26 protein-coding genes and 2 tRNA genes are annotated in these 26,093 nt (G+C 68.3%); 20 read left to right on the top strand and 8 right to left on the bottom strand.

The window, feature by feature from the left end:
- Window positions 1–31 precede the first annotated feature (31 nt).
- The gene (locus RJT50_RS09005) at window positions 32–190 is read right to left on the bottom strand and encodes a DUF7550 family protein (protein ID WP_313690889.1); all 159 of its coding nucleotides are present in this window, start codon (window positions 188–190) and stop codon (window positions 32–34) included.
- A gap of 97 nt (window positions 191–287) precedes the next feature.
- Here RJT50_RS09005 and hisF point away from each other — a divergent pair, with 97 nt between their 5' ends.
- Together hisF and RJT50_RS08995 are read left to right on the top strand one after the other, a co-directional pair.
- On the top strand, window positions 288–1,103 hold the full coding sequence (gene hisF / locus RJT50_RS09000) for an imidazole glycerol phosphate synthase subunit HisF (RefSeq protein ID WP_313690888.1): 816 nt from the start codon (window positions 288–290) through the stop codon (window positions 1,101–1,103).
- A 104-nt stretch (window positions 1,104–1,207) separates the two neighbouring features.
- A complete protein-coding gene (locus tag RJT50_RS08995; protein ID WP_313690887.1) occupies window positions 1,208–1,756 on the top strand; it encodes a DUF1684 domain-containing protein in 549 nt (182 codons plus the stop codon).
- Window positions 1,757–1,793: 37 nt separating this feature from the next.
- On the opposite strand, the gene RJT50_RS08990 is transcribed toward RJT50_RS08995, so the two are convergent.
- From RJT50_RS08990 to RJT50_RS08970, 5 genes are all read right to left on the bottom strand, one after another.
- Window positions 1,794–2,090, bottom strand: a complete 297-nt coding sequence (locus tag RJT50_RS08990; RefSeq protein ID WP_313690886.1) for a DNA-directed RNA polymerase subunit L — start codon at window positions 2,088–2,090, stop codon at window positions 1,794–1,796.
- Window positions 2,091–2,229: 139 nt separating this feature from the next.
- Entirely contained in the window at window positions 2,230–2,358 is a 129-nt protein-coding gene (locus RJT50_RS08985) for a hypothetical protein (RefSeq protein WP_313690885.1), read from the bottom strand.
- Window positions 2,355–3,353: an MBL fold metallo-hydrolase gene (locus RJT50_RS08980; RefSeq protein ID WP_313690884.1), complete on the bottom strand. Its 999-nt coding sequence runs from the start codon at window positions 3,351–3,353 to the stop codon at window positions 2,355–2,357. Before RJT50_RS08980 ends, RJT50_RS08985 begins: the two co-directional genes overlap by 4 nt.
- Before the next feature lie 351 nt (window positions 3,354–3,704).
- A complete protein-coding gene (locus RJT50_RS08975) occupies window positions 3,705–4,334 on the bottom strand; it encodes a uracil-DNA glycosylase family protein (protein WP_313690882.1) in 630 nt (209 codons plus the stop codon).
- 91 nt (window positions 4,335–4,425) lie between these two features.
- Window positions 4,426–4,899: a DUF5793 family protein gene (locus RJT50_RS08970; protein WP_313690880.1), complete on the bottom strand. Its 474-nt coding sequence runs from the start codon at window positions 4,897–4,899 to the stop codon at window positions 4,426–4,428.
- A gap of 203 nt (window positions 4,900–5,102) precedes the next feature.
- On the opposite strand from RJT50_RS08970, the gene RJT50_RS08965 reads away from it, so the two are divergent.
- From RJT50_RS08965 to RJT50_RS08925, 9 genes are all read left to right on the top strand, one after another.
- The gene (locus RJT50_RS08965; protein ID WP_313690878.1) at window positions 5,103–5,636 is read left to right on the top strand and encodes a DUF7549 family protein; all 534 of its coding nucleotides are present in this window, start codon (window positions 5,103–5,105) and stop codon (window positions 5,634–5,636) included.
- 125 nt (window positions 5,637–5,761) lie between these two features.
- The gene (locus RJT50_RS08960; RefSeq protein ID WP_313690876.1) at window positions 5,762–7,573 is read left to right on the top strand and encodes a type II/IV secretion system ATPase subunit; all 1,812 of its coding nucleotides are present in this window, start codon (window positions 5,762–5,764) and stop codon (window positions 7,571–7,573) included.
- 3 nt (window positions 7,574–7,576) lie between these two features.
- Window positions 7,577–9,697, top strand: a complete 2,121-nt coding sequence (locus RJT50_RS08955) for a type II secretion system F family protein (protein ID WP_313690874.1) — start codon at window positions 7,577–7,579, stop codon at window positions 9,695–9,697.
- Window positions 9,694–10,374, top strand: a complete 681-nt coding sequence (locus RJT50_RS08950; protein WP_313690873.1) for a class I SAM-dependent methyltransferase — start codon at window positions 9,694–9,696, stop codon at window positions 10,372–10,374. The genes RJT50_RS08955 and RJT50_RS08950 overlap by 4 nt, the downstream gene beginning before the upstream one ends.
- A 161-nt stretch (window positions 10,375–10,535) precedes the next feature.
- Entirely contained in the window at window positions 10,536–11,624 is a 1,089-nt protein-coding gene (locus RJT50_RS08945) for an NAD(P)/FAD-dependent oxidoreductase (protein WP_313690872.1), read from the top strand.
- Between the two features lie 49 nt (window positions 11,625–11,673).
- Window positions 11,674–11,745 (top strand) — tRNA-Gly (locus RJT50_RS08940).
- Window positions 11,746–11,942: 197 nt separating this feature from the next.
- On the top strand, window positions 11,943–12,500 hold the full coding sequence (locus RJT50_RS08935) for a metal-dependent hydrolase (RefSeq protein WP_313690871.1): 558 nt from the start codon (window positions 11,943–11,945) through the stop codon (window positions 12,498–12,500).
- Between the two features lie 106 nt (window positions 12,501–12,606).
- A complete protein-coding gene (locus tag RJT50_RS08930) occupies window positions 12,607–13,002 on the top strand; it encodes a VOC family protein (protein ID WP_313690870.1) in 396 nt (131 codons plus the stop codon).
- A 43-nt stretch (window positions 13,003–13,045) separates the two neighbouring features.
- The gene (locus tag RJT50_RS08925) at window positions 13,046–13,630 is read left to right on the top strand and encodes a YdeI/OmpD-associated family protein (protein WP_313690868.1); all 585 of its coding nucleotides are present in this window, start codon (window positions 13,046–13,048) and stop codon (window positions 13,628–13,630) included.
- Between the two features lie 172 nt (window positions 13,631–13,802).
- Here RJT50_RS08925 and RJT50_RS08920 read toward each other — a convergent pair whose 3' ends face one another.
- Together RJT50_RS08920 and RJT50_RS08915 are read right to left on the bottom strand one after the other, a co-directional pair.
- Window positions 13,803–15,107, bottom strand: a complete 1,305-nt coding sequence (locus RJT50_RS08920; RefSeq protein WP_313690866.1) for an MFS transporter — start codon at window positions 15,105–15,107, stop codon at window positions 13,803–13,805.
- Between the two features lie 75 nt (window positions 15,108–15,182).
- Complete coding sequence (locus tag RJT50_RS08915) at window positions 15,183–16,013, bottom strand: HD domain-containing protein (RefSeq protein WP_313690864.1); 831 nt, start codon at window positions 16,011–16,013, stop codon at window positions 15,183–15,185.
- 327 nt (window positions 16,014–16,340) lie between these two features.
- On the opposite strand from RJT50_RS08915, the gene RJT50_RS08910 reads away from it, so the two are divergent.
- The 9 genes from RJT50_RS08910 to RJT50_RS08870 all read left to right on the top strand — a co-directional run bounded on the left by RJT50_RS08910 (window position 16,341) and on the right by RJT50_RS08870 (window position 26,079).
- Complete coding sequence (locus RJT50_RS08910; RefSeq protein WP_313690863.1) at window positions 16,341–16,622, top strand: Sec-independent protein translocase subunit TatA/TatB; 282 nt, start codon at window positions 16,341–16,343, stop codon at window positions 16,620–16,622.
- 57 nt (window positions 16,623–16,679) lie between these two features.
- Window positions 16,680–16,752 (top strand) — tRNA-Arg (locus tag RJT50_RS08905).
- A gap of 364 nt (window positions 16,753–17,116) precedes the next feature.
- The gene (locus RJT50_RS08900; protein ID WP_313690862.1) at window positions 17,117–20,131 is read left to right on the top strand and encodes a type II/IV secretion system ATPase subunit; all 3,015 of its coding nucleotides are present in this window, start codon (window positions 17,117–17,119) and stop codon (window positions 20,129–20,131) included.
- A complete protein-coding gene (locus RJT50_RS08895) occupies window positions 20,132–22,165 on the top strand; it encodes a type II secretion system F family protein (protein ID WP_313690861.1) in 2,034 nt (677 codons plus the stop codon).
- Window positions 22,162–22,707: a DUF7287 family protein gene (locus RJT50_RS08890; RefSeq protein WP_313690859.1), complete on the top strand. Its 546-nt coding sequence runs from the start codon at window positions 22,162–22,164 to the stop codon at window positions 22,705–22,707. The genes RJT50_RS08895 and RJT50_RS08890 overlap by 4 nt, the downstream gene beginning before the upstream one ends.
- A gap of 3 nt (window positions 22,708–22,710) precedes the next feature.
- Complete coding sequence (locus tag RJT50_RS08885; protein ID WP_313690857.1) at window positions 22,711–23,340, top strand: DUF7288 family protein; 630 nt, start codon at window positions 22,711–22,713, stop codon at window positions 23,338–23,340.
- The gene (locus RJT50_RS08880) at window positions 23,337–24,815 is read left to right on the top strand and encodes a DUF7261 family protein (protein ID WP_313690856.1); all 1,479 of its coding nucleotides are present in this window, start codon (window positions 23,337–23,339) and stop codon (window positions 24,813–24,815) included. Before RJT50_RS08885 ends, RJT50_RS08880 begins: the two co-directional genes overlap by 4 nt.
- Window positions 24,812–25,300 (top strand): DUF7266 family protein, encoded by a 489-nt coding sequence (locus tag RJT50_RS08875; protein WP_313690855.1) that lies wholly within the window; start codon window positions 24,812–24,814, stop codon window positions 25,298–25,300. Before RJT50_RS08880 ends, RJT50_RS08875 begins: the two co-directional genes overlap by 4 nt.
- Window positions 25,297–26,079 carry a DUF7289 family protein gene (locus RJT50_RS08870; protein ID WP_313690854.1) on the top strand — a complete coding sequence of 261 codons (783 nt, stop codon included), beginning with the start codon at window positions 25,297–25,299 and terminating at the stop codon, window positions 26,077–26,079. Before RJT50_RS08875 ends, RJT50_RS08870 begins: the two co-directional genes overlap by 4 nt.
- Window positions 26,080–26,093 lie beyond the last annotated feature (14 nt).

The following is a 26,093-nucleotide window of genomic DNA, read 5'->3' as shown; positions in this document are numbered from 1 at the left end:
GGTCGGCCGATGCGGCACCCGATCCGGCCGTTCAGGCGAGAAGCAGCGGGACGCCGAACGCGACCGCGATGCCGACGAGCGCGATCAGCGCGCCCGTGAGCACCTGCCCCGTCGCGAACGACTGCATCGGCGAGGTGATCCGCTCGTCGTCGAACTCCCGATAGTGTTCGTGCTCGTGGTGGTCGGCCATACCCCAGCCTCCGACGCCTCGGTACTTAATCGTCCTGACCGAGCTCCGACTGTCGCTGTCGAAACGGTGAAACGCCCCAGGACCGAACGTCGGGACAGTGCCCCTCACGAAACGCATCATCCCCTGCATCGACGTTGCCCTCGACGACGACGGGGAGGCGGCCGTCTACACCGGGGTCAACTTCGAGGACCTGCAGTACACCGGCGACCCGGTCGAACTGGCGAAAAAGTACAACGAGGCGGGCGCCGACGAGTTCGTCTTCCTCGACATCACCGCCACCTCGGACGGCCGCGAGACGATGCTCGATACGGTCTCGGCGGTCGCGGACGAGTGCTTCATCCCGCTGACCGTCGGGGGCGGCATCCGGACTCGGGAGGACATCAAGGAGACGCTCCGGGCCGGCGCGGACAAGGTGTCGATCAACTCGGGAGCCATCGCGAACCCGGAGCTCATCACGAGGGGGGCCGAGTCGTTCGGCAGCCAGTGTATCGTCATCTCGGTCGACGCGAAGCGCCGGTTCGACGAGCGCGGCGAGCACTACGTCGAGGTGGACGGCGAGTCCTGCTGGTTCGAGTGTACCGTGAAGGGGGGAAGCGAGGGGACCGGCCTCGACGTGATCGCGTGGGCCGCGGAGGCCGAGGAGCGCGGCGCGGGCGAACTGTTCGTCAACTCCATCGACGCCGACGGGACCAGGGACGGCTACGACATCCCACTCACGAAGGCGGTCTGTGAGACCGTCTCGACGCCCGTCATCGCCTCGTCGGGCTGTGGCGGTCCCGATGACATGTACGAGGTGTTCACCGAGGCCGGCGCGGACGCGGGCCTCGCGGCGTCGATCTTCCACTTCGAGGAGTACGGCATCGACGAGGTGAAGCGGTACCTCGACGAGCGTGCCCTGCCGATCAGACGCTGAGACGCGACCGGAGGCCCACCCCTGCGACGTTTCCGGGAACGTCTCGGATCGGGGTTGCACACGAGCGACGTAGCTTCTTCCCGTTCGAGAACCGAATACCGTCCATGAGCACCGAGGAGGAGTACGTCGAGGCGGTCCGCGAGCAGCGTCGACACAAGGACGAGTTCTTCGCGGAGCACCCGCAGTCCCCCATACCGCAAGCGGACCGCGACGAGTTCGATGGCCTCGACTACTTCGACCCGGATCCCGACTACCGGATCGTCACGACCCTGCACGAGCACGACGACCCGGAGGAGATCACCGTCGAGACGACGCAGGACGGCGAGCGGCGCTACCTCGCGGTCGGCGAGTTCCGGTTCGAACTGGCCGGCGAGTCGGTGACGCTGCAGGCCTACCGGTCACCGGGCGACGAGGGTCGCCTCTGGGTGCCGTTCCGCGACGCGACGAGCGGCGAGGAGACGTATCCGGCCGGCAGGTACCTCGACCTGGAGGACCCGGACGACCGCACCGACGACGGCGAGTGGGTGCTCGACTTCAACGGCGCGTACAGCCCGTACTGCGCGTACTCGGGGGCCTACGAGTGTCCGCTGATCCCGACGGCGAACTGGCTGGACGTTCCGGTGCGGGCGGGCGAGCGAGTCCGTGAGAACTGAGTCGGCGCGAGCGATCCGTCCGGCGTTCGAGTCCGGTTCAGGCGGCCGAGGCGAACGCGTCCTCGATGTCCTCGTACAGCGTTCCCATCCGGTCGCTCACTGCGTCGGAGGCGTCCTCCAGCGCGTCGAGCGGGTCGACGCCCGCCTCGGTCTTGATCGAGAGGATCGGCTCGGTCTGACCGCCGGACTGCTCGGGGTTCATGTCGTAGGTCGCCGCGGTGACGCCGTCGGACTCCAGCAGTGCGCCCTTGAGCACGTTCATGAACGTGTGGTCCTCGCCCGCGACCTCGATGCGGAGTTCCTCGTCCGTCTTGTCCAAAACGCGGAGTTCCATGGGGGATTCTTGGCCGAGGGCGTGTTTTAGTGTTGTGTTCCTGCGTCTTCGGACGTCGCGTCGGTCGCGGGCCGTGGAACGGTCCGTCCGGTCGCGTTCTCCGGTTCCGTGGCGGCCGTAACAGCCCCACGGCCGTCGGCTACGGTCCCCGTTTCGCCGTCACGTCGGCCGCCCCGAACGCCCCCGCCTGTCGGCTCCCGCGGCCGTCGCCGCGCGCCAGTGCTTGAAGATCGAACCCTCCGTGGACCGGCTGGATCCGGCCGCTCATTCCTCGAACTCGACCACGCGCTCGATGCCCACGTCCGGGAACAGCGCGTCGACGTCGACCGCAGGGTCGACGAGACGGTAGCGCCCGCCGTCGCGCTCGACGACGCCGGCGTCCGCGAGGTGATCGAGGTGTGCGAACGCCTCGCCGGGGCCGTGGAGCACGTGGATCGCCTCGAGGGAGCCGAACAGTTCCGCGCTGACCTCCCACGGCGTCGACGCCCCGCGCGCGTCGAGCACGTCGACGACGTTCCCCGTCCTGTCGCGGTGGTGCTGGAGGATCGTCGCCGCGCGGCCGGCCGGGTCGTCGATGCGGTCGCGGTGGCCCGGCCACGCGACGTCCCAGTCGCGCCCGACGATCTCGACGAGGCTGTCGACGTACCTGGCGAGGGGGGAGTCGACACGGACGTCCGCGCCGCCCACGTTCGGCGTGTACTTCGGGAGGATCGCGTCGCCGACGAACGCCTCGCCGGCGGCCTCGTCCGCGAACGCCGAGAGTCCGGCGGCGTGGCCGGGCAGGTGAACCGCCTCCAGCGTCCGGCCGTTCACGTCGAACGTGTCGCCGTCAGCAAAGGGCGTCACGTCGGCGGGGTCGCCGCCCAGGTCCATCTGCTCCTCGAGGAATGCCATGAGTTCCGTCCGCTTCCCGCGCGGAATGCCCCACTCCGCGAACGTCTCGCGCTGTCCGGGGTGGTCCTCGAGCAGGGAGGGTTCCTCGCCGGAGACGAGCGGCGCGTCGGCCTCGTGGACGTGGACGCTCGCGCCGGATTCTGCCTGGATCTCGCCGGCGAGGCCGGCGTGGTCGAGGTGCCAGTGGGTGAGGAACACGCGGTCGACGTCGGCCAGCGCGACGCCGTGGGCCGACAGGCCCTCCTCAAGTTCCGAGCGCACCTCGGGGAGGGCGACGCCGGTATCGACGAGCACCGTCTCCTCGCCGTCGAGGAGATACACGTCGTTCAACCCCTCGAAGACGGTGTTGTGCAGGCGGATGCGCTTCACGCACCCGAGTGGGCCGTCGGGACCCAAGAGAGTTCCCATCGGCCGTCAAGCCGCAGGAGGTTCCATCGGTCCCGAACTCGGAAGGCTCCCGTCGGTCCCGAACTCGGGAGGGTCCCGTCGGTCCGACGAGCCGGCGCCGCACCGGTGGCGAGCGTCGCGCTGTCGAGCGGTCGGTTCGCGGCGAGAAAGCGCGTTGCCGGCCGCATGCCACGGCCGGCGAGCACCAATCATAGACGGCGGACGTCGCCGAGACGCGTGCGGTCTGACAGTCAGACGCGTTCGGATGGCCGCCGGTGACACGGATGCTACCAACCCACAAAAAACCGGGGTCGACCGTCAATACTTGGCGTCTCAGCGGACGAGGTACGGGTCCTCGCCAGCGATGAACCGACCCAGATCGGACTCCCTGCGATAGTCGGTCGAGCGCATCGTCTCGATGGCTTCGACGAGGTCGGCGGCGTCTCCTTCCTCCCACTCGACCGGGTCGAGGATCGGGAGGACCAGCCACCCTGACCCCCGGAGTTCAGCCCCGTGGAGCCCCCGCATGTCGATCTCGGTCTTCCAGGCCTGGGCCGTGTACGTCTCCAGCACGTGCTCGGTCGCGCGGGCACCGACCGGAAGCAGGACGTGGGCCGCGATGGCGCGCAGTTCCGCGTCGAAGAACCGCTCCATGTCGGCGTACTCGCCGGCCGACGGCTCGCCGTCGGGAACGCACATGTGGAGATACGAGAGGAACGTCGAGTTCACGTCGGGTGCATCCCCGGCCGCTTCCAGCAGGCCCGCTTCGACCAGGGCGGCCTGGAACCGCTCGGCCGCGGGAGTGCCGGTGAACGGGACGCCGGCGTCGACGCCGCCGTGGACGCCCGGGTGGTCGCCGACGACGTGGAAGTCGGCGTTTGCGTCGCCGTACCCGGGGACGAACCGGTCACAGTCCGGCTCCATCCCGAACGGGTTCGAGACGCGGTCGGTGACGTTCTTCACTGGAACCAGGTGGGACCGACCGGGGCATGGACGTTCCGGTTCGGGCGCCCGGTCGAGATGGTTCGGAGTCGGGGTTGAGGCAGACTCGCCCTCACAGTTCGACGCCCGAGGGGATGAGGCTCTCGCGCCGGAGGAGGTTCCCCTCGGGGTCGTAGACGAGGAACGTCTCCTTCTCGTAGGAGACGAGCGGCTCCCCTTCGACCGTGATCTCGACGCGGTAACCCCCGTCGCCGTCGTTCTGCTGGCCGTACTCGCGGGCCGCGCGGATGAACTGGAGGACGTCGGCCGCGGCCTGGTTCAGTTCCAGCACGAAGTCGCCGGTGATGCGGTTCGTGACGCCGACGACGCCGGCCGCGTCCGGGTCCTCCTCGTGGGACGTCTGGAGCCGGAACGCGACGTCGATCTCCTCGCCGTCCAGCAGGCCGTCCTCGGTGCCCGTGAGGCGCTCTCGAAGCAGACCGTCCGGTCCGTGGAAATCGATGTACACGTGTGGTTTCCGCGGGTCTCCGTCAGAATCCACCCATCCGATCTGCTCGACGGCCAGTTCGAAGTAGTCGCGCCTCATTCCGTACTGGAGCCGTGGTGGCACACGAGTATGAACGTAACGCAGAGTGATGGTGCGGTTCGGCCAACTCGGCCGGTCGCGTCTGCGTGTCGCATCGGCCGGCTCGTCGGCTCTCGGGCCTCGCCGCTCGGTCCAGTCTCGACCGGATTCACGGCCACGGCCAGTTCACTCGGTTTTATGTCGTCCCGTGCCGGTCGCCGCGTATGGTCTGGGTCCGCTCGGAGTACGCGCCCGAACTGGCGGTGCTCTCGACGTGGCTCTCCGTGCTCATCCCGTGGAACGTGTTCCACGGCAGCGTCGGCGGCGGGAGCATCCTCCTCGTCCGCTTCCCGCTGCTGGAGATCCAGTACGCGTTCGGCGTCCCGCTGGCACGCGCGACCAGCCTCCGGGATCCGCTCTCCGCCTACCAGCTGCAGGCGGGCCAGTCGGTCGCCGGCGCGTACGCGGCGTGGCTCGTGGGGGCCGGGGTGCTGCTCGTCGCAGTCGCGGTCTCCGTCCACTACTACCGCGAGGAAGCGCGAGCCGAATCCTGGTCGGTCGATCCCGTCCGTCTGCTCGGCAGCCTGCTGACCGCGACGGGGGTCGTCTTCGGGGTCGCCTCGGTCCTGCTGACGGGCGGGCTCTTCGGCGTCGACCTCGGCGTCGGCGGCGGGCTGGCGGGGACCTCGATCCCGCTCGGCGTTCCGTTCTACCTCGCCTTCGGCGTGCTGTTGCTCCGGGCGGACCGTGTGGAGTGACGCTCGGTTCGACGTCGGGGAGGCCTCCGTCGGCCCACGAGACCGCCGAGCCGGCGAGTATCAATTCCGCTAACCGGCGGTGCCGGATTTAAGTACGGGTGCGCCAAACGACCGACGATCACGGCATGTCGGGGGAACTCGCGGACGCCGATGGGGGGGCTGATGGGCGGCTGGGGGCGCTCCGCCGCCGCATCGCCCGCACCATCGAGATGCTCCGTGGAACGGATCTCGAGGTGAGGCCGTTCCGGCCCGGCGAGGACGGCCCGCTGGCGTCGTTTTCGGTCCCGGACGGCCACGAGGAGATCGACCGCTACTGGGTGAACGCCCCCTACGCCTACGTCGTCATCAGCCGCGACCCCGAGGAGAGCGAACGCCGGTACCATGTCGTCGAACCCGAACTCGACGGGTTCCAGCGAACGCTCCTCGAACGCGTCGTCGACGACATCAGGGACCCGCTGCTGTTCCGAAGCGACTCGGAGCGGGCGGACGAGGAGACGCTCCGGGAGGAACTGGAGACGCTGCTCGAACAGTACGGCGTCGACGCGGACATGGCGACCTACCACACGCTGTTCTACTACCTCAGGCGGGACTTTCGGGGGTACGGCAAGGTCGACCCGCTGCTCAACGACCGCCACATCGAGGACGTCTCGTGTGACGGCTACGACCTCCCGCTGTTCGTCTACCACGACGAGTACACGGACATCGAGACGAACGTCGCCTTCGGGCGGGACGAACTGGACGACTACGTCATCAGGCTCGCCCAGCGGTCCGGCCGGCACATCTCGGTCGGGGACCCCATCGTCGAGACGACGCTTCCCGACGGCTCGCGTGCCGAACTCGCGCTCGGCGAGGAGGTGACCCCGCGCGGCTCGGCGTTCACCATCCGACAGTACGCCGACGAGCCGTTCACGCCCATCGACCTGATCGAGTACGGCACGTTCAGCGTCGAGCAGATGGCGTACTTCTGGCTCTGCATCGAGCACAACAAGAGCCTCATTTTCGCGGGCGGGACGGCGTCGGGCAAGACCACCTCGATGAACGCCGTCTCGATGTTCATCCCCCCGCGCTCGAAGGTGCTCACCATCGAGGACACCCGCGAACTGTCGCTGTATCACGACAACTGGCTCTCCTCGGTCACGCGCGAGCGGCTCCACGAGGGCACGGACATCGACATGTACGACCTGCTGCGGTCGGCGCTGCGCCACCGGCCGGAGTACATCATCGTCGGCGAGGTGCGCGGCGCGGAGGCGGTGACGCTGTTCCAGGCGATGAACACCGGGCACACGACGTTCTCCACGATGCACGCCGACTCCATCGAGACGGTGATCAACCGGCTGGAGAACGAGCCGATCAACGTGCCCCGCGCGATGGTCCAGAGCCTCGATCTGCTCTCCATCCAGACGCTCACCCGATTCGGGAACGAGCGGGTTCGCCGCGCGCGGACGGTCGGCGAGATCGGCGGCATCGACCAGCGGACCGGCGAACTCGACTACTCGTCGTCGTTCTCGTGGGACCCGGAGGACGACTCGTTCCGCCGGAGCGACTCGGACCTGCTCGAGGAGATCCAGGAGGAGCGCGGCTGGTCGCGGTCGGAACTCCTCTCGGAGCTCCGGAACAGGCGGACGTTCCTCGAACACCTCCGCGAACGGGGGATCTCCGATTACCGCCGGTTCACGGCGCTGGTCAACGAGTACTACTCGAACCCCGACCGGGTGATGGACCGGATCGCGGCGACGACGGAGGCGCGATCGACGACGGGACCGACCGACGACGATGGATCACCGGACGAGCGTGGATCACCGGACGAGCACGGGTCACCGGACGAGCACGGGTCACCGGACGAACACGGATCCCAAGACGCCGAGGGACCGGAGAACGGCACGGCGGACGACGCCGTCCCCGACGAGGGGGACGGGTCCGGAAGGGCGGAGCCGTAGCCGATGCTCGGGGTCGCACTCGTCTCGATCCTCCTGCTCGTGGCGTTGCTCGCGCCGGTCGCGGCGGCCCCGTTCAGCCGTCGGGTCAACCTCGCGGTGACGCGGACGGCGCTCGTGTTCTTCGGCGACTACGTTGCCCAGGAGAACCCACGGAAGCGGAACCAGCGGACGCGGATCCGCGCCGCACACCTCGGCGTGACCCACCGCGTGTACGCCTCGAAGACGCTCATGTACTCGGGGATCGCGGGCGTCGCCGGCAGCCTCCTCGGGGTGTACGGGATGGGGTTCCTGCTGGCGGCGCTCCGGGTGAACGGCGAGACGCTCCGGGCGCGGCTGCCGGCCGCGCTCTCGTTTCTCGCCGACCTCACGCGCGTCGGCGAACTGGGGGTCGGCGACCTGTTCCCGCTGCTGCTGGCGTCCTCGGCGACGCTCGGCGCGGGGGCGGCGCTGGCGACGTACGCCATCCGGTGGGAGCTTCTGGACCAGCGCGCGAACGCCCGCGCGGGACAGATCGAGGCGACGCTGCCCCGGACGGTCGCGTTCGTCTACGCGCTCTCGCGGTCCGGGATGGCGTTCCCGAACGTGTTGAACACGCTCACCGAGAACGAGGGCGTGTACGGGGAGGCGGCGCGGGAACTCGGCGTCGGCGTCCGCGACATGAACAACTTCGGGACGGACGTGCTGACGGCGATGGAGCGACTTGGCCGGCGGACGCCCTCGGAGAACATGGCCGAGTTCGGCGAGAACGTCGCCTCGGTGCTCGCCAGCGGGCAGAACATCTCCGAGTACCTGAAGGGCCAGTACGAGCGCTATCAGGCGGAGGCCGAGTCCCAGCAGGAGCAGTATCTCGAGGTCCTCTCGGCGTTCGCGGAGGCGTACGTGACGGTGCTCGTCGCCGGGCCGCTGTTTTTCATCACCATCCTCGTCGTCATCGGGATGGTGCTACAGGACACGACGGCGCTGTTGCGAGTGGTCGTCTACGTCGCCGTCCCGCTCGGAACCGCCGGGTTCGCCGTCTACGTCGACTCCATCACGAACACGAGCCAGGAGACACGGCGGACCGGGATAGCGGCCGACCCGCGACGGCGGAGCGCCGCCGCGATCAGCACCGCGTCCGAGGAGGACACGCGCGCGGACGGCGGCGTCGGCGGTGCGTCGGACCGCTGGGCGGCCAGCCGGGAACGGCTCGCGGCGTACGAGACGTTCGACCGACTGCTGGGCTGGCTGAGGCGGCCACGTCGGGCGATCCTCGCCCGCCCGGCCGCGACGATGCTCGTCACGGTTCCCGCCGGACTCTGGTGGATCCGGTTTCGGGTCGACGCGTTCCCGCTCGCACCGCTGCCGGCGCTCCGAGCGCTCGACACGCCCGTCATCGAGGCGACGCTGCTCGCGCTCGTGGGCTACGGGCTCGTGTACGAACTCGACAAGCGCCGAACGCGGGCCATCGAGCGTGCCGTGCCCGACTTTCTCGATCGGATGGCGAGCATCAACGAGGCCGGGCTGACGGTCGTGGAGAGCATCCGCCGGCTCACCCGCTCGGATCTGGGCAAGCTGACGCCCGAGATCGAGCGCACCTGGCGGGACATCCGGTGGGGTGCGGACGCGGCGACGGCGCTCGAACGGATGGAGGACCGGGTCGACTCGCCGATGGTCTCGCGGGCGGTCGCGCTCGTCACGAACGCGATCTCGGCCAGCGGGGAGGTCGCGCCGGTGCTCGAGATCGCCGCCGACGAGACGCGGGCGACCCAGCGGCTCCGCCGCGAGCGACGGCAGGTGATGGTGACGTACCTGCTGGTCATCTACGTCTCCTTCGCCGTGTTCCTCGGCATCGTCGGCGCGCTCTCGGTGTCGTTCGTGCCGGCGATCGAGAACGCGGCGATCGCCGGCACGAACGACGGCGTTTCCGGAACCGGCGTGTCGGGTGTCTCGGGCGTGTTCGGCGGCTTCGGGGACGTTTCGACCGAGAAGTACGTCCTGCTGTTCTATCACGCCTCGGCGATTCAGGCGGTCTGTTCGGGCGTCATCGCCGGCCAACTCGGGGAGGGTCGCATGGCGGACGGCGTCAAACACGCCAGCCTGATGCTGCTGTCCACGTACGTCGCATTCGCGTTCATCGGAACATGACGGGCGATCGATCGGGACGCGGCGACGAGCCCGCACGACCGGCTGAACGTCGGGAGGTTGCCGAGACGTACGATCGGATCGCGTCCCACTTCGCGCGAACCAGGCGGTACGCCTGGCCCGAGGTGGAGTCGTTCCTCGACGGGCGATCGGGACAGGTCGCGCTCGACGTCGGCTGTGGGAACGGCCGCCACTCCGAGTCGCTCGCCGAACGCGCCGAGCGGGTGGTCGGCGTCGACGTGAGCGAGGAACTCATCCGCGAGGCCGTCGATCGGGCCGGAGAACGTGGCTATCGGGACGCGTTCGCCCCGGTTCTCGGCGACGCGGCGGCGCTGCCCGTCCGGGACGACGTCGTCGACGTGGCGGTGTACGTCGCCGCCGTCCACCACCTCCGCCCCCGCGCGCGCCGGGTCGCGTCCCTCTCCGAACTCGGTCGGTCGCTAGCGCCCGGCGGCCGCGCGCTCGTCAGCGCGTGGAGCACCGAGAGCGACCGGTTCGACGCGGAGGAGGGGTTCGACACCGAGGTCGACTGGACCCTCCCGGGCGGTCGGACCGTCCCGCGCTTCTACCACATCTACGACCCCGACGAGTTCCGCGCGGATCTGGACGCGAGCGGCGTGCGGACGGTGGAGGCGTTCGTCTCCAGCGGAAACTGCTACGCGGTCGTCGCGGCCGACTGATTCCGCGCGCTCGAACGCTTCCCGGCGGGGAGTCGGCCGCGCGGACCGTTCCCGGTCGCTCCGGAGCGAGTCGATCCCTGCCGCTCCCGCGCGGGTCGGTCCGTCGTCGACCGCGCACAGCCGGAAGGCGACTTTAACTGTGCGCACCCGAACGGTTCCCCATGAGCGACGAGTTCGACTACGACGTGGTGGTCGTCGGCGGCGGACCGGCCGGGCTGACGGCCGCGCTGTACACGACGCGACTCGGGCTGGGGACGGCGGTCTTCGACCGCGGCGGCGGCCGCGCGGCGATGATGCAGGACACGCACAACGTCATCGGCGTCACCGAGGAGACGAGCGGCGCCGAGTTCCTCCGGACGGCCCGGGAGCAAGTCGAGTCCTACGGTGCCGACTACGAGCGGACGTTCGTGGAGGACGTCCGGCCGCCGTCTTCGGAATCGGGTGGGGAGGCGTCGGAGGACGCGACCGGCTATCGACTCGTCGCCGGCGGGGAGGAGTACGCCACCAGACGGCTCGTCCTGGCGACCGGATTCTCCGACGAGCGGCCCGATCCGCCCCTCCCGCCGACCGGTCGGGGACTGCACTACTGTCTCCACTGTGACGCGTACATGTTCGTCGACGAGCCGGTGTACGTGATGGGCGCCGGCGACGCCGCGGCACACGTCGGGATGATCATGCTCAACTTCACCGACGAGGTGGACGTGCTCACCCGCGGCGCGAACCCGGAGTGGAGCGAGGCGACGGCGACGATGTTGGAGAACCACCCCGTAGACGTGATCCACGAGGAGATCACGGGCATGAACAAGGACGAGGACGGCTGGCTGGAGTCGTTCGAGTTCGCGGACGGGACGACCCGCGAGTACCGCGGCGGCTTCCCGATGTACGGCTCGAACTACAACGCGGAACTCGCCGACGCGCTCGACCTGGAACGCACCGACGACGGCACGGTCGACGTCGACGACCACGGGCGCACGAGTCGGGACGGGGTGTACGCCGTCGGCGATCTCACGCCGGGGTACAACCAGATCCCGGTCGCGATGGGAGAGGGCGCGAAAGCCGGCATCGCCATCCACATGGACCTGCGGCCGTTCCCGCGTTCGACGGAGGACGTCGACGCGCTGGGTCCGGTCGAGGCCGCCGACGTACCCGCCATCTCGCCCGAGTTGCTGGCGACTGCGGTCACACACGAGGGCCACGCGGCGGGACCGCGAGCGGCGGAACCCGACGAGGAGGCGGCTGCCGACGACTGACTGAAAGGGGAAGGCCCTTATTCCTGCTGCCGATAGCAACTACCACGGCGCGCCGGTGGTCTAGCTGGTATGACTTTGGCCTTCCAAGCCAACGACCCGGGTTCAAATCCCGGCCGGCGCAGTGTCGCCTCGAACGCCTGTGAGAGACGTGATCGCTTCGTCGGGATTCTGAACCCGACGAGTCGCAGTTCCGAGCGAAGCGAGTAGCCAGGCTCGGCTCGGTCCAGATCCCGGCCGACGCATGTTCTGCCGACCGGCAACGGGCAGGACACGAGAAGCCGCCAGCAACGGTTTAGGGACGGACGTGGAACCGACACCGTGGTCGACGTTGCCGGACACCTCGGGATGGCGCTGCTGTGGCTCGCGCCGGCGTGGCTACTCGCCGGTCGGTCGACGCCGGTCGGGACGTTCGTCGCTGTGGGCGTCCTATTCGGGATGCTGCCGGACGTCGATCTGCCACTCAAGACCGTCGTCGGGACGATCGAACACCACGGCGTCCTCCACACCGTGCTGTTCGTCACCGTCGCGGCGGCGGTTCTCGGGCCCGTTCTCTCGTTGGCGTACCGGCGGGTCGCCGACACGGTCGACGAGTCCTCGAAGCCCGCCGAATGGCCGGGGTTCGCGTTCTGGTTCCTCGTCGTGTGGATTCCCGGGCTCTCACACCTGTTCGCGGACATGCTCTCGGCACCTGACGTCGCCCAGGCCGTCGAGCCGTTCTGGCCGCTCTACTCGCAGTCGCTCGGAATCGACCTCGTCTGGTACGACGACCCGTGGTTCAACTGGGGGCTCCTCCTCGCCGGCGTGCTCCTCAACGCCGGGTTGTGGTGGCGGCGGTCACGACAGGCGGCGCTGACACCCTCGAAACGCTGGGATTGACGACGCGCGGGCGAGTTCGTTCCGGCGGGCCGTACGAGTCGACACCTGTTTACATTCGCTCCGGGGTGAGAAATTAACTGGGCAGTGGTCGTCGTAGGGACGTCGCATGAACGCCAAAGCAGCGGACTTCGTGTTTCACACCGTCAGCGATATCGAGCAGTCCGTCTCGTTCTACCGGGACACGCTCGGACTCGCCCTCGAATCGCTGGACGAGGAGTCGGGCTGGGCGGAGTTCGCCCTGCCGCCGACCACGCTCGCGCTGGGCGAGGTGAACCCCGCGGTTCCCCTGTCTCCGGGTGCGGGCGGCGTCGGCGTCTCGATGGCTGTCGACGACGTCGAGTCGGCCGTCGAACGGCTTCGGGACGAGGGGATGGCCGTCCTGATGGAGCCACAGGAGTTCCCCACGTGCGCGATGGCGATGGTCGCCGACCCCGACGACAACCCGATCATGCTCCACCGGCGGAGCGACGGGACGCACGGACGACGTGATCCGTTCCCCTGACCCGCACGATTATCACCCGGCCGTTCGATACGGTACTCCGACGATGGACCCCGTATTCTTCAGCTCCCGAACGGAGTTCCGCGACTGGCTCGAAGCGAACCACGGTTCGACCGACGAACTGTGGGTCGGGTACTACAAGGCGGACGCCGACCGGAGCGGCATCGGCTACGGCGAATCGGTCGAGGAGGCGATCTGTTTCGGCTGGATCGACGGCCTCGTCAACGGGATCGACGACGAGACGTACAAACGGCGGTTCACCCCCCGCAAGCCCGACAGCAAGTGGTCGAAGAACAACACGGAGCGCGTCGAGCGGATGATCGAGGCCGGGAAGATGACCCCGGCCGGGATGGAACTGGTCGAGGCGGCCAGGGAGTCGGGAGCGTGGGCGGACGCGTATCGGCTCGGCGACGACCACGAGGTTCCGCCCGAACTGAAACGCGCGCTGCAGGCCAACGAGAAGGCCTGGGAGAACTTCCAGGCGTTCTCCAACACGGACCAGCACGCGTTCATCGCGCTGGTGACCGACGCGAAGACGGACGAAACGAGGGACCACCGGATCCAGCGGACCGTGGAACTCGCGGACCGGAACCTGTCGGCCTACGACGAGCACAACGAGCGACGGCTCTGAACGGTGGAAGCCGGGTGCGTTCGCGATGTCGGGGCGGTGAACTCCTCACGCCACTCCTGCCGGAGCAGCCCGTACTGGACCGGGTCGCGGTGCTCGCGGACCATGTCGCGGCGCTCGCCGTCGATGCAATACCGTTACCGTCTCACCTCGTGCCCGGTGACACAGACGTGGTTCAGTCGTCGCCAGCGGCCGGCCGTCCCGATTCGGCCGCCGCCGCACGCGCAGCGAACCGCGACTGCACGACGAACGACGCGGTGGCGAACGCGATGAACCCCGCGGCGAGCAGGAACCCCGCCTCCGTCGAGACGAAGTCCATCACGGTGCCCACGAGGACCGGGCCGACCACCTGGCCCACCTTCCAGGAGATGGAGCGGAGCGACATCGCGCTCGCCACGGAGTCGTACTGTTCGCCCTCCTCGACGAACAGCGCCATGCTCGCGGGTAGGCGGATGGAGTCGGCGATGCCGAGGATCGAGTACGCCCCGAACAGCGCGAAGAAGGCCCCGCCGAGCACCTGCGTGTCGCCCAGATACGAGATCTCGACCGGCGCGACCGACCCCTCGAAGTAGCTCGCGAGCGGGATGGCGGCCGTTCCCAGCCCGTACAGCAGCGCGCCGACGGCGACGAAGTAGTGTTTCCGCCCGAGTCGGTCGGTGAGGTTGCCGACGAACCCCTGGGTGAGCGCCTTCGTCAGCTTCCCGCCGGCCATGATCCAGCCGATGGCGAACGCGGAGATGCCGAACTCCGTCCTCGCGTAGATGGGGAGAAAGATGATCACCGCCATCTTCCCGACGCTGAAGGTGAATCGGAACGTGACGAGCGCGCGCAACATGCCGAGGTCGATGAGCGAGCGGAACGTCTCCAGTCCGCCCGCCTCCTCCGGGTCCTTTCGCCCGCCGGGGTTGTCGCGGAGGAACGCGTAGACGAGGACGAACGTTCCGAGCGTGATGAGCGTGAGGACCAGGTACGTCTCGGTGAAGCCGTACGCGTACAGCAGGTAGCCGCCGAGCAGGTCGCCCGCGAGCGACGAGAACGACGCGAACTGGTTGTACGAGCCGAGCCAGCGGCCCCGCTCCCCGTCCGGGCTGATCTCGCCGATGATCGTCGCGCCGGTGATCCAGAGCATCGACGCGCCGAGCCCCTGGACCATCCGGACGAGGATGACGTGCTCGGGGCTCTGGACGAGCATGAACCCGAGGAACGTCGCCACGTTGACGAGAAAGCCGGCGAGCAGGTAGCGCTTCGCGTTGCCCGTGTCCACCTTCCGCCCGAGCGGGAGCACGATGGCGAGCTGGACCAGCGCGAACGCGGTCCCGAACAGCCCCTCGATGAACCCCGTCGTGCCGAACGTTTCCGCGTACAGCGCGAGCGCGATGAGGATCGTCGAGTACGCCTGACTGCGCGCGAACGCGGTCCCCGCGAGCGCCGCGAACTCCCTGTCCCGGAGGAGCGCGACGGAGTTGCCAAAGCGTGCCACCTGAGGCTATCCCCTTTCGGTTCGAAACACCGCTTCCGCGTTCAAAAGCGTCTCGAAGTCGGCAGCGAGGGACGCCTAGAGTTCGATGCGCTCGACGAGCTGGTCGTCCGCCTTGCTGTTGATGGCGACGATGCGGACGTACTCGTCGATGAGCGAGTCCCGGAGCTTCGCCTTCAGGAGGTTGTCGACCTGGTAGACGCCGGCGGCGTTGACCATCTCGATGTCGACGAGCACCGGCGCGTCCTCGCCGGCGGCCGACCCCGGTTTCAGTTCGACGCGACGGATCGCCTGCGAGGAGAGCGTGTTGATGCCGCGCCCGCCCTTCTCGTAGGGCATGCGCGAGCGTCCCTGCTCCATGTCGAGTCCGTCGGCGACGCGGATGACGCCGGCCTCGCGGGTCAGGGGGTCCTCCTCGGTGTGGTGACAGAGGATGGCGTGGAGCACCTCGCCCTTCATCCGCACCGCCTCGGAGGTGTCGTAGAAGTCGGCGAGGAACCTGTCGAGCACGTCGGCCGCGAGCGGGATGGAGTAGTAGGCGTGCTCGTCGCGGTGGACGACGTGGCCGATGTCGTGGAGGGTCGCGGCGAGCGCGATGATAACGGCCTCGTCGGCCTCCGCGAGCCCCTGCTCGGCGGCGCCGTTGAACTCGACGCCACCCCGTTTCAGCAGGTCGTACAGCCGGAGCGCGTGGTTGCGGACGATCTCGATGTGTTTCGCGCCGTGGTCGTTGTACCCCTTTCGGGTGACTGCGTTGACGTTCTGTGCGCGGAGGTAGGTGTGGATCTCCGGGTCGTCGCGGAGCGCCGCGAGCACCTCGTTCAGCTTCTCGTCCGGGAACGCGTGGTCGGCGTCGGGGCTGTAGCGCCGACCGCCCGCGACGGGGTCGGCGGCCTGATCGTCGCTCATACCTCGGCAGTAGGGACCGTCGCGCAAAAACGCTCGCCCGTCGTGCCACCGGTTGACAGGTGTCGTCTCGTCATCCAGGACGTCGCGGTCGGATCGCGTGCGACGGGGTGTCGCTCCCCGCTCACTGCCCCCGGTACGCTCCGGTTACTCGGCGATGGTAACCAACCAGTCACCACGGTTCGGCTTCTGGGTGGCTGGCGTGGGCGGCCGTGCGCCGAGACGCGGGCGGCAAACTCGGGGCAGTGATTCGGACGGCCGTCTCGCGGGCGTCTCGACCTGAGCGGAGCAAAAAGCCTATAGTCGCCACCGGGCTAGCCGGAGGTAGAGATGCTGACTACAGTACCCCTGTTCGGTGCGATCCCCGGCGGGCCGGAGATGCTCATCATTCTCCTCGTGCTCGTCCTGCTGTTCGGCGCGAACAAGATCCCCAAACTGGCCCGGTCGACGGGACAGGCGATGGGCGAGTTCAAGAAGGGCCGCGAGGAGATCGAGGACGAACTGCAGGACATGCAGGAGGGAGCGACCGGCGTCGACGACACGGCCGACGAGGCCAGCGCGGCCGACGCGGCGGACGACACGGAGTCGACGACCGAGACGGAATCGGCCTGAATCGGCATCCGCCCGCTCCGCACCGTTTTTCTACCGGCCACCCGCACGCTTCGAGCGGGGCGTGTGGCCAAGCGGATACGGCGAGAGGTTCCTAACCTCTAGATCGCGGGTTCGAATCCCGTCACGCCCGATAGCGAGGAACGGAGCGGCGAGCGAACCGGCGTGACGGGATTACGAGGTAGACGAGACCTCGGGGGCGCTCGGAGTGCGAGGAGCCGTGCCGTCGTTCGTACTGAGGAGGTGGTGTGGGAAGCGAAGTCGATGGACGTCGCTCCCCACCCCTCCAGTGACCGGCACTCGGCCGACGGATATTCTTTCAACGTCGGCTCGACCGGCAGAATCGGGTGAGAGACCGCCCCCAACTGGCGAATTTGTATCCAAAGAAGGGGTGGCGAAATTTCACGAGAGAGTCCTGTTAGCTGTCCAATATTCCCGTTCTCGAAAACGATATTTCGGGGGTGCATTTAACTTCACCTCCGATTGTGAGGCGTGGTATGGCCACCGACGACGCGGACGCGACGCCGGGGACCGGATTCGAGGAATCCGGCGGGCCGGCGTCGCTTCGGGGGGAACCGCGGGTCGTCGCCGGACGCTACTCCTGGGCCGATCTACTGCGGGAACTGGGGTACGAGACCGAGGCGGACCGGCTGGACGAGCGGGCACGAATCGACCCCGACGAACGGGAGGACGTCGGAGACGGTGGGGCGGCGGACGATGGAACCGGGGACGCTGATTCCGAACGGGAGCCGGACCGTCGGCCGATCACCGCCGACGACGTTCGCGCGGTCGGGCTCGACCCCGCCGAGTTCCTCGGCGACGATCCGGACGCGTTGCCGGGTCGGTTCGCGGCGGGGGCCGAGATCGCCGGCCGGATCACCGACCAGTCCGCGCTCATCGGCTACGACGACACGCCCGTCGTCAAGGACTTCTACACCTGGGAGGACTACCGCGAGGAGTACTTTCTGGACGAGGAGGGTGAGCCGCCGACCGACGACGAGGGCGAACCGCTCGCGTTCACCCACGAGGACAGGACGGACGCGCTCGGGTTCGACCCGGACGCCATCGAGGAGACGCTCGGACACCTGAGCGGGCGCGCGCCGGAACTCGACGACCTGGTCGACGAGCGGACGGTCGACGTGAACGAGGACGTCGACGAGGACGAGTTCTTCTCGCGGGCCGACGGTCGGACGACGATCGCGAACCGGTACGACCTGGAGAAGGCCGTCCCGATGGCGAAGAAGACCCACTTCCGCGAGGAGGAGCGCTACTGGGTGAACGAGCCGTACTCGTTCGTCGTCCTGTTCCACTCGACCAAGGAGAACGAGAAGAAGTACTACGTCGTCGAGCCGTACCGCAACCCCATCGAGGACGACCTCACCGAGTTCCTGGAGGGGAAACTGCGCTCGGCGATCAAGTACGCCGACGAGGGCGGCGTTGCGAGCGACGAGGCCCACAGGAAGGAGGTCATCCGCGAGGAGACGTACGACCTGCTCGACAGGTACGACCTCTACCGACGCGAGGAGAGCGAGGGGCTCGGGAACAAACTCGCCGACGCGCTCGGCATCGACCCGGACGACGGCGCCGCCGGGCGACTCGTCCGCGCGCTGGGGTTCGATGAGCCGGTCACCGAGGGGGAGATCGAGGGGATCGCGGCGCGGCCCGAGCCGGCGGTCATCGCGGAGGACCCGGAGACGCTCACGGAGTACACGGTGCGAAAGCTCCTCTACTACCTCGAACGCGACTTCATCGGCTACGAACGCATCGACGGCATCAAACACGACATCAACGTCGAGGACATCTCCTGTGACGGCTACGAGAGCCCCGTCTTCGTCTACCACTCCGATTACGAGCAGATCATCTCGAACGTCTACCACGGGACGGCCGAACTCGACGACTTCGTCGTCAAACTCGCCCAGCGCTCGGGGAAGGGGATCTCGAAGCGGCGCCCGCAGGTCGACGCGACGCTGCCGGACGGCTCCCGCGCCCAGCTCACGCTCGGCAAGGAGGTGTCCGATCACGGGACGAACTACACCATCCGGCAGTTCAAGGACGTCCCGTTCACGCCGATCGACCTGATCAACTGGACGACGTTCTCGCTGGACGAGATGGCGTTCCTCTGGCTCTGCATCGAGAACCACAAGAGCCTGATCTTCGCCGGCGGCACCGCGTCCGGCAAGACCACGAGCCTGAACGCCGTCTCGCTGTTCATCCCGTCGAACTCGAAGATCGTCTCCATCGAGGACACCCGCGAGGTCGAACTGCCCCAGCGCAACTGGATCGCGTCGGTCACCCGTCCCTCGTTCTCCGAGGACGACAAGGGCGACGTCGACGAGTTCGACCTGCTGGAGGCCGCGCTCCGCCAGCGCCCCGACTACATCGTGATGGGCGAGATCCGTGGCGAGGAGGGCCGGACGCTGTTTCAGGTCATGTCGACCGGGCACACGACCTACACCACGTTCCACGCCGACAGCGTCGGCGAGGTGCTGAAGCGGTTCACCACGGACCCGATCAACGTCTCGAAGACGATGTTCACGGCGCTGGATCTCGTCTCCATCCAGACGTCGACCCGGGTGCAGGGCCGGAAGGTCCGCCGGAACAAGTCGCTCACCGAGATCAACCACTACGACGCCGAGAACGACGAGATCAACGTCCAGGACGTCTACCAGTGGCAGGCCGAGACGGACAACTTCCTGAAGATGGGCGAGTCGAACACCCTCGAGGAGATCGCCTTCGACCGGGGCTGGTCCCACGAGACGCTTCAGGAGGAGCTCCTCCAGCGGCGTGCGGTGCTCGCGTACCTCATCGACCGCGGCCTGAACACGTACACGCAGGTCGCGGCGACGCTCCAGGCGTTCATCAACGACCCCGAGACGATCCTCGCGCTGATGGCCGACGAGGGGCTCGAGGAGAGCCTGGAGGACCTCCGCGAGATGGAGTCGGTGCTCATCGACGTCGACGCCGACAAGGAGGAGATGGTCCCCCGCCCCGAGCCGGACGAGCGGACCGCCGCGGAGGCCGAGGACGTGCTCGACCGCGCGGAGGACCTCCTGGCGGAGTACCGGGGCGCGGAGCCGGACAGCGTGCTCTCGGCGCTGCGGGACGTGCGACCGGAGCCGGACATCGACGCGAGCGATGCGGTGGACGCGGACCCGACTGCCCGGCCATCAGCGTTCGACGACGAGCCGGACGACGGGGATCCGTCCGGCGACGGGACGGTTTCGGAGTCGACCGCGGATCCGTTCGACGCCGTCGATCAGTTCGACGACGACGTCGATTCCGGGGGCTCGAAGGAAGTCGAATCGCGTGAGGATCCGAACGGGATCGAGTCGGGTGAGGACTCGAACCCGGTCGACCCGGACGGGGACGAACCGGACTCGGCCGACGGTGACGAGGACGGCAGCGATCAGGACGACGGTGACCGGGACGGCAGTGACGAGGTCGACGGGGTATCCGACGACGAGATCGACGACTGGGGGTTCGGCGAGGTCGAGAACCCGGAGGATGGGTAGATGAGCCTGGACACCGGCGACGGCTTCGGCGACGCGCGGGGGTTCGCGGACGCGTTCTACCCGCTGTTCAGGCGGCTGTTCGACGAGCACGGCGACTTCGTCGCCGGCATCGAGGAGAAGCTGACCGAAGCCCGGATGAACCGGCCGGTCGAACTGTACGTCTCCCGCGCGCTCGGTGTCGGCGTCCTCGTCGGTCTGGCGCTGTGGATCGTGGGCATGCTGCTGGGCTGGGTGCTGTTCGCGTTCGGGGTCCTCTCGGCCGAAAGCGTCGGGCTCGGAATCCCCGTCTCCTCGGCCGAAAACGCCGCGTTGCTCGACAGCCTCAAGATGCCCCTAGGGGTGCTGTTGAGCGGCCTGTTCTTCGGGACGCTGGGCTTCGTGAGCGGGTTCGGGACGCTGCTGGCGATCCCGTACCAGCGGGCGAGCGCCCGGGAGCGGGAGATCGAGATGCTGCTCTCGGACTCGGTGTCGTTCATGTACGCGCTCTCGGTCGGCGGGCTCAACCAGCTCGAGATCCTCGAGTCGATGGCCCAGGCCGAGGACACCTACGGCGAGGTCGCAAAGGAGTTCCAGAGCATCGTCCAGGAGACGGAGTACTTCGGGACCGACTACCGGAACGCGGTCCGCGAGCAGGCCGCAGAAACCCCGAGCGACGAACTCTCACAGTTCCTGACGGACATGCTCTCGATCATCAACTCGGGGGGCGACATGGAGCGGTTCCTGAAGGACAAGAAGGAGAAACACCTCCGAACCGCGAAACAGCAGCAGCAACTGACCCTGGAGACGCTGGAACTGTTCGGCGAGATGTACATGACGCTCTCGCTGTTCCCGCTACTGCTCATCATCATTCTCGTCATCATGTCGATGCTGGGCCAGAGCCAGGACCGCCTGCTGTACGCGACGGTGTATCTCCTCACGCCGCTGATCGGCGTGGGCTTTCTCGTGCTGGTCTCGACGGTCAAACAGGACGAGGTCGGCGACGGCTACCTCGACCCGGACGGCGTCGACGAGCAGTTCGCCCAGAGCCAGCGCGGCGGGCTGGTCCACCTCGGGCTCGTCGAGTCGTTCGTCGGCTCGTACGGACTGTTCGACCGCATCAAGAGCCGCGAGGGCAACTTCCGGACGAAACGGCTGTTGTCCGCCCCGCACGTCTTCTTCCGGGACAACCCGCCGTACACGCTCGCGCTGACCGTGCCTGCCGCGCTCGTGCTGGTCGGAATCGGCGTCGCGTCCGGTCGGGCACCCCTGTCGTACGACCGCCTGATCGACAACCCGATCTGGGGAACGTTCCTGCTCGTCTACCTGCCGATGTACGTCGTCTGTCTTCCCCTCGCCGTGTTCAACTTCTGGAACGTCCGGCGGCGCGCCGGCATCACGGGGAAGCTCTCCGAGAGCCTCCGGAAGCTCTCCTCGGCGAACGACACCGGCCAGACGCTGCTGGAGTCGATGGAGACGGTCGCCGAGACGTCCTCGGGACGGCTCGCCGACGAGTTCGAGGTGATGTACGCGAAGGTGAACTACGGCACGAGCGTCAGGGAGGCGCTCGTCGAGTTCAACAACGAGTACCACATCCCCCGGCTGGCGCGGACGATCAAGCTCATCTCGGAGGCACAGGAGGCGTCGAGCCAGATCACCGACGTGCTGACGACGGCCGCGCAGGCGTCCGAGAACCAGGACGACATCGACCGGGAGCGGAAGTCGAGGGCGCGGATGCAGGTCGCCATCATCCTGATGACGTACGTCACCCTGCTCGGCGTGATGGCCATCCTCCAGACGCAGTTCATCGACGTCATGGCGGGGCTCACCGACCAGGCCAGCGGGAACGGTGGCGGGGCGCAGGCCGGCGGGCTCAGCTTCGGGGGCAACATCGACCCCGACATGCTCTCGCTGCTGTTCTTCCACGCGGTCACCCTTCAGGCCATCATCTCCGGGTTCATCAGCGGCTACATCCGGGACGCGAAGATCGTCTCGGGCGTGAAGTTCGTCGTCGTCCTGATGACGCTCGCGCTCGCCGTCTGGGTGGTGGTCGCATGAGCGGCGACGACGGCGACGTGACCCGTCCGCCCCGCCGAACCGTGCGATCCCGCTCCGTAGGGCGGGGAGACGAGCGGGGGCAACTGCTCCTCGATTACGCGGCCGGCGTGAGCGTCTTCCTGCTCGCCACGGCGTTCGTCTTCGCGTTCGTCCCGACGCTGTTCACGCCGTACTCGGCCTCGATGGAGCGTTCGGCGACCATCGCCAACGAGCGCGTGACGACGGAACTTCTCCACGACGTGACCGTCGAGGGCTCCCGGACGGAACTGAACGAGACGCTCGTCGACGACCTGTTCGGGGGCGTCGCCGGGCCGGACGAGTTCACTTCGACCGGCGACGGCCTCCGCGATCGGTACGAACTGCCCGACAGGAGACGGATCAACGTCACGCTCGAGACGCCCGACGAGGCGGACTGGCGGACCGTCGGCGACCCCTACGGCTCCCACCCGGTCGCCGCCTCGACGCGGATCACGGTCGGGCTCCCGGCCTGCCGGCCGACGCCGACCGAACCGAGCTGCAGGCTCGTCGTGAGGACGTGGTGACCCATGAGTGACGGGACCGACCGCGGACAGGTGTACACGCTCGAGGGGATGGCGGCGGCGATCCTGGTCGTGCTCGCGCTCCTGCTGTCGGTGCAGTCGGTCGCGCTGACGCCCACCACCCCGGGGACCGTCGACGCCGACACCCGCGCACAGCTCCGCGTCCAGGCGAACGACGCGCTCGCGGCCGCCCGGACGAACGGCTCGCTCACCTCGACGGCGCTGTACTGGAACGCCAGCAGCGGCCTGTTCGCGGACCCCTACGTCGGGTACAACGTCAGCAACCGGTTCGGCTACGGTCCGAACCCGCCGCCTGACGCCCGGTCGGCCCCGAGCGTGTTCGGCGCGATGTTGAACCAGACGTTCACCCAGCGCGGGTTCACGTACAACTTGTTCGTGGAGTACCGGACGGGCAGCGATCCGGCGGAGACGGACCAGCAGGTGCTCGTCCGGCGCGGCTACCCCACCAGCAACGCCGTGGAGGCGTCGTTCGTCATCACCGTCTACGACCGGATGCGGCTCACCGGGCCGGAGGCGTACCAGCTCGGCGACCCGGCGTCGAACTTCTACGCGCCCGACGTCGACCCCGACGGGCCGATCTACAACGTGCTCCGAATCAGGGTGGTCGTCTGGTGACCGACGGCGGCCGCACGTCGACGGACGAACCGACGCGGAGGTCGTGGAAAACGGGGACCGAACCGGGCCCGGAGGAGGACGGCGGGCCACGAACACGGCAGGATCGTGGCCAACTCCTGCTGGTCGGCGCGGTCGCGGTCGCCATCGCCCTGCTCGGGGTAGCAGTCCTGTTCAACGCCACCATCTACACCGAGAGCGTCCCGGACCGCGGTACCATCGCCGCGAGCCACGACGCGGAGGGCTACATCGAGGCCGTCCGTCAGGACACCGCGCGGCTGATGGGCGTGCTGGGAACCGACGGCTCGGTGGGGACGGCCGAACTCCGGGGGAACCTGACGACGTACAACAGGCGGCTCCAGGAGGTCGTCGCCGACGGCAAACCGGCCTACATCCAGGTGTCCCTGAACGAAACCGACTCCGACACCGACCAACTGATCGTGCAGGACGCTCCGGAGGACTTCCGGTCGGTCGACGGCGACGCCGGCTGGTCACTCGTCGACGCCGCGAACGCGACGAACGTCACGTCGTTCGGGATGACCGTCGACCAGGTCGACGCCTCCGATCGGTTCGAGCTCAACGCCAGTTCGACGACGACCGACGACTGGTGGGAGCTGGCGGTGTATCGGGACGCCGGCGGCGACGTGGTGGTCGAGACGACGACCGACGACGGCGGCGCGTCGACCTGCACCGTCGGCTCGATACCGGTGACGCTCAACGAAACCGGCGTCGTCGGCGGCGGGTGCAGCTACGCGTTCGCGGACGGGGTCTCGGGTCCCTACACCCTGACCTTCGACGGTGGACAGCACGCGCAGGGAACCTACCGGATCGCGGTGAACGGCTCCGTTCCCACCGGGAACCTCTCCCCCGACGGGAGCGACTCGCCGTCCCTCGAGACGGTGATCGTCGCCGCCTCCGTCGATCTCGTGTACGAGACGCCCGACGTCTCGGTGCGGACGACGATCGACGACGTGGAACCGCTGGCGCCGGCCGACGGGCCGACGGTCACGACGCTCCTCGACGACGGGTTCGAGGGCGGCCTCGGCGCGTGGCAGGAGATCGGGTCAGTCGACACGTTCACCCAGTCAGTCTACAGCGACCAGGGCGCGGCAGCGACGATCGCCGGCGACGACGGCGACGCGTCCGGACTCCGGACCGCCGCCAGTTACGACACGAGCGCGTACGACGAGGTGACCGTCGAGGCGTGGGTGAAAGCCGGCGGCGGGAGCGACCACCCGGAGGAGTACGACGGCGAGTACTTCTACGTCCAGTACCGCGACGACGGCGGCGCCTGGGAGGCGATCAGGGAGTTCGACTCCTACTCGCAGGGCGAGGAGTTCACGGTGTCGGCGACGATCACCGACCCGGACGCGTTCCACGACGACTTCGCGCTCAGGCTGGTTCGCAACGAGGCGGACCACCGGAACGACGAGTGGCACGTCGACAGCGTCGTCGTCGTCGGACGGGAGGTACCATGACCGGTGACGCCACCCGGCCGCTCGGCGGAACGGATCGAGCCGCAACGTCCGCGCTCACCACCGTGCTGACGGCGGCGATCACCACGGTGCTGATCTCGGGGATCCTCATCGCGGGCGGCCAGCTCGTCGAGGACCAGCGCGGGAACTCGATCGATCGACAGCTCGAAACGATCGGCGAGCGGCTCGTCGAGGAACTCGTCAGGGCAGAACAGATCGCCGCCGCCGGGTCGAACGTGCGCGTCTCGTTCGAGACGAACCACGTCGAGCAGGTCGCCGGCAGCGGCTACGCCGTGAGCCTCGCAGCCGACCCATCGTGTCCGGGCGACGCGGACGGCTGCCTGACGCTTCGGAGCGTCGAGCCGACCGTCGAGGTGACGATCCCCTTCGACAGCGACGTGCCGGTCGGGCCGGGAAGCGCGTCCGGCGGGGCGGTTCGGGTCGTCTTCGACGGCCAGTTGACGATCGAAGGAGGTGGGTCCTCGTGAGATCGAAGTCGCGCCCCGTCGACGGCAGCGGGACGGACCGCGGGGTGAGCGAGGCGGTCGGGTTCGTCCTGACGTTCTCGGTCATCCTGCTCTCGGTCGGGACGGTGTACGCCGCCGGCTCGGGAGCGCTGCTGGATATCTCCGGACACGCGGAGGTCAACAGCGCACAGGACGCGATGGAGGCGCTCGCCGTGACGTTCGAGCAGATCGGCCGGAGCGACGGCGAGAACCGCGCGAACGAGATCCGCCTGAACGGCGGGGAGATCGCCGTCGCCGGGGGGAGCACGTTCGAGGTCGACGTCGCGGTCGCGGACGGGCCGGACCCGCCGGCGACGACGGTCACGACCGGCTCGGTCCGGATCGGCGTCGACGACAGCCGGATCGAGTACCAGAGCGGGGCCGTGTTCCGGGGACGCGAGGACGGAGCCGTGATGACACACGAACCGTCCGTGATTTGTGACCCGGATCGTGCCGTCGTCTCGCTGATCGCGGTCGCGCCGGCGGGCAACGTGACGGCCGTCGGGTTCGACGGCTCGGTGGTCGTGAGTTCGGCGGAGTCGGACAGTTCCCTGCTGTTTCCGACCGCGACCGGCGGCACGTACCAGCGCGCGGCAAACGCCACCGCGGTCGAACTCGCGGTGACTTCCTCGCCCTACGCCGACGAGTGGGGCGAGTACCTGACGGGGAACGGGTGGACGAAGAGCGGGTCGACCTACACCTGCACCGCCGACCGCGTCTTCGTCAGGCTGCTCGTCCTCGACGTCGGCTTCTCGACGTGAGCGTCGGTCGTCCC

Origin of the sequence: Halobaculum sp. XH14, from assembly GCF_032116555.1 — an archaeon.
Classification (GTDB): Archaea; Halobacteriota; Halobacteria; order Halobacteriales; family Haloferacaceae; genus Halorarum; species Halorarum halobium.
This window is presented reverse-complemented; position numbering and strand designations above follow the sequence as displayed.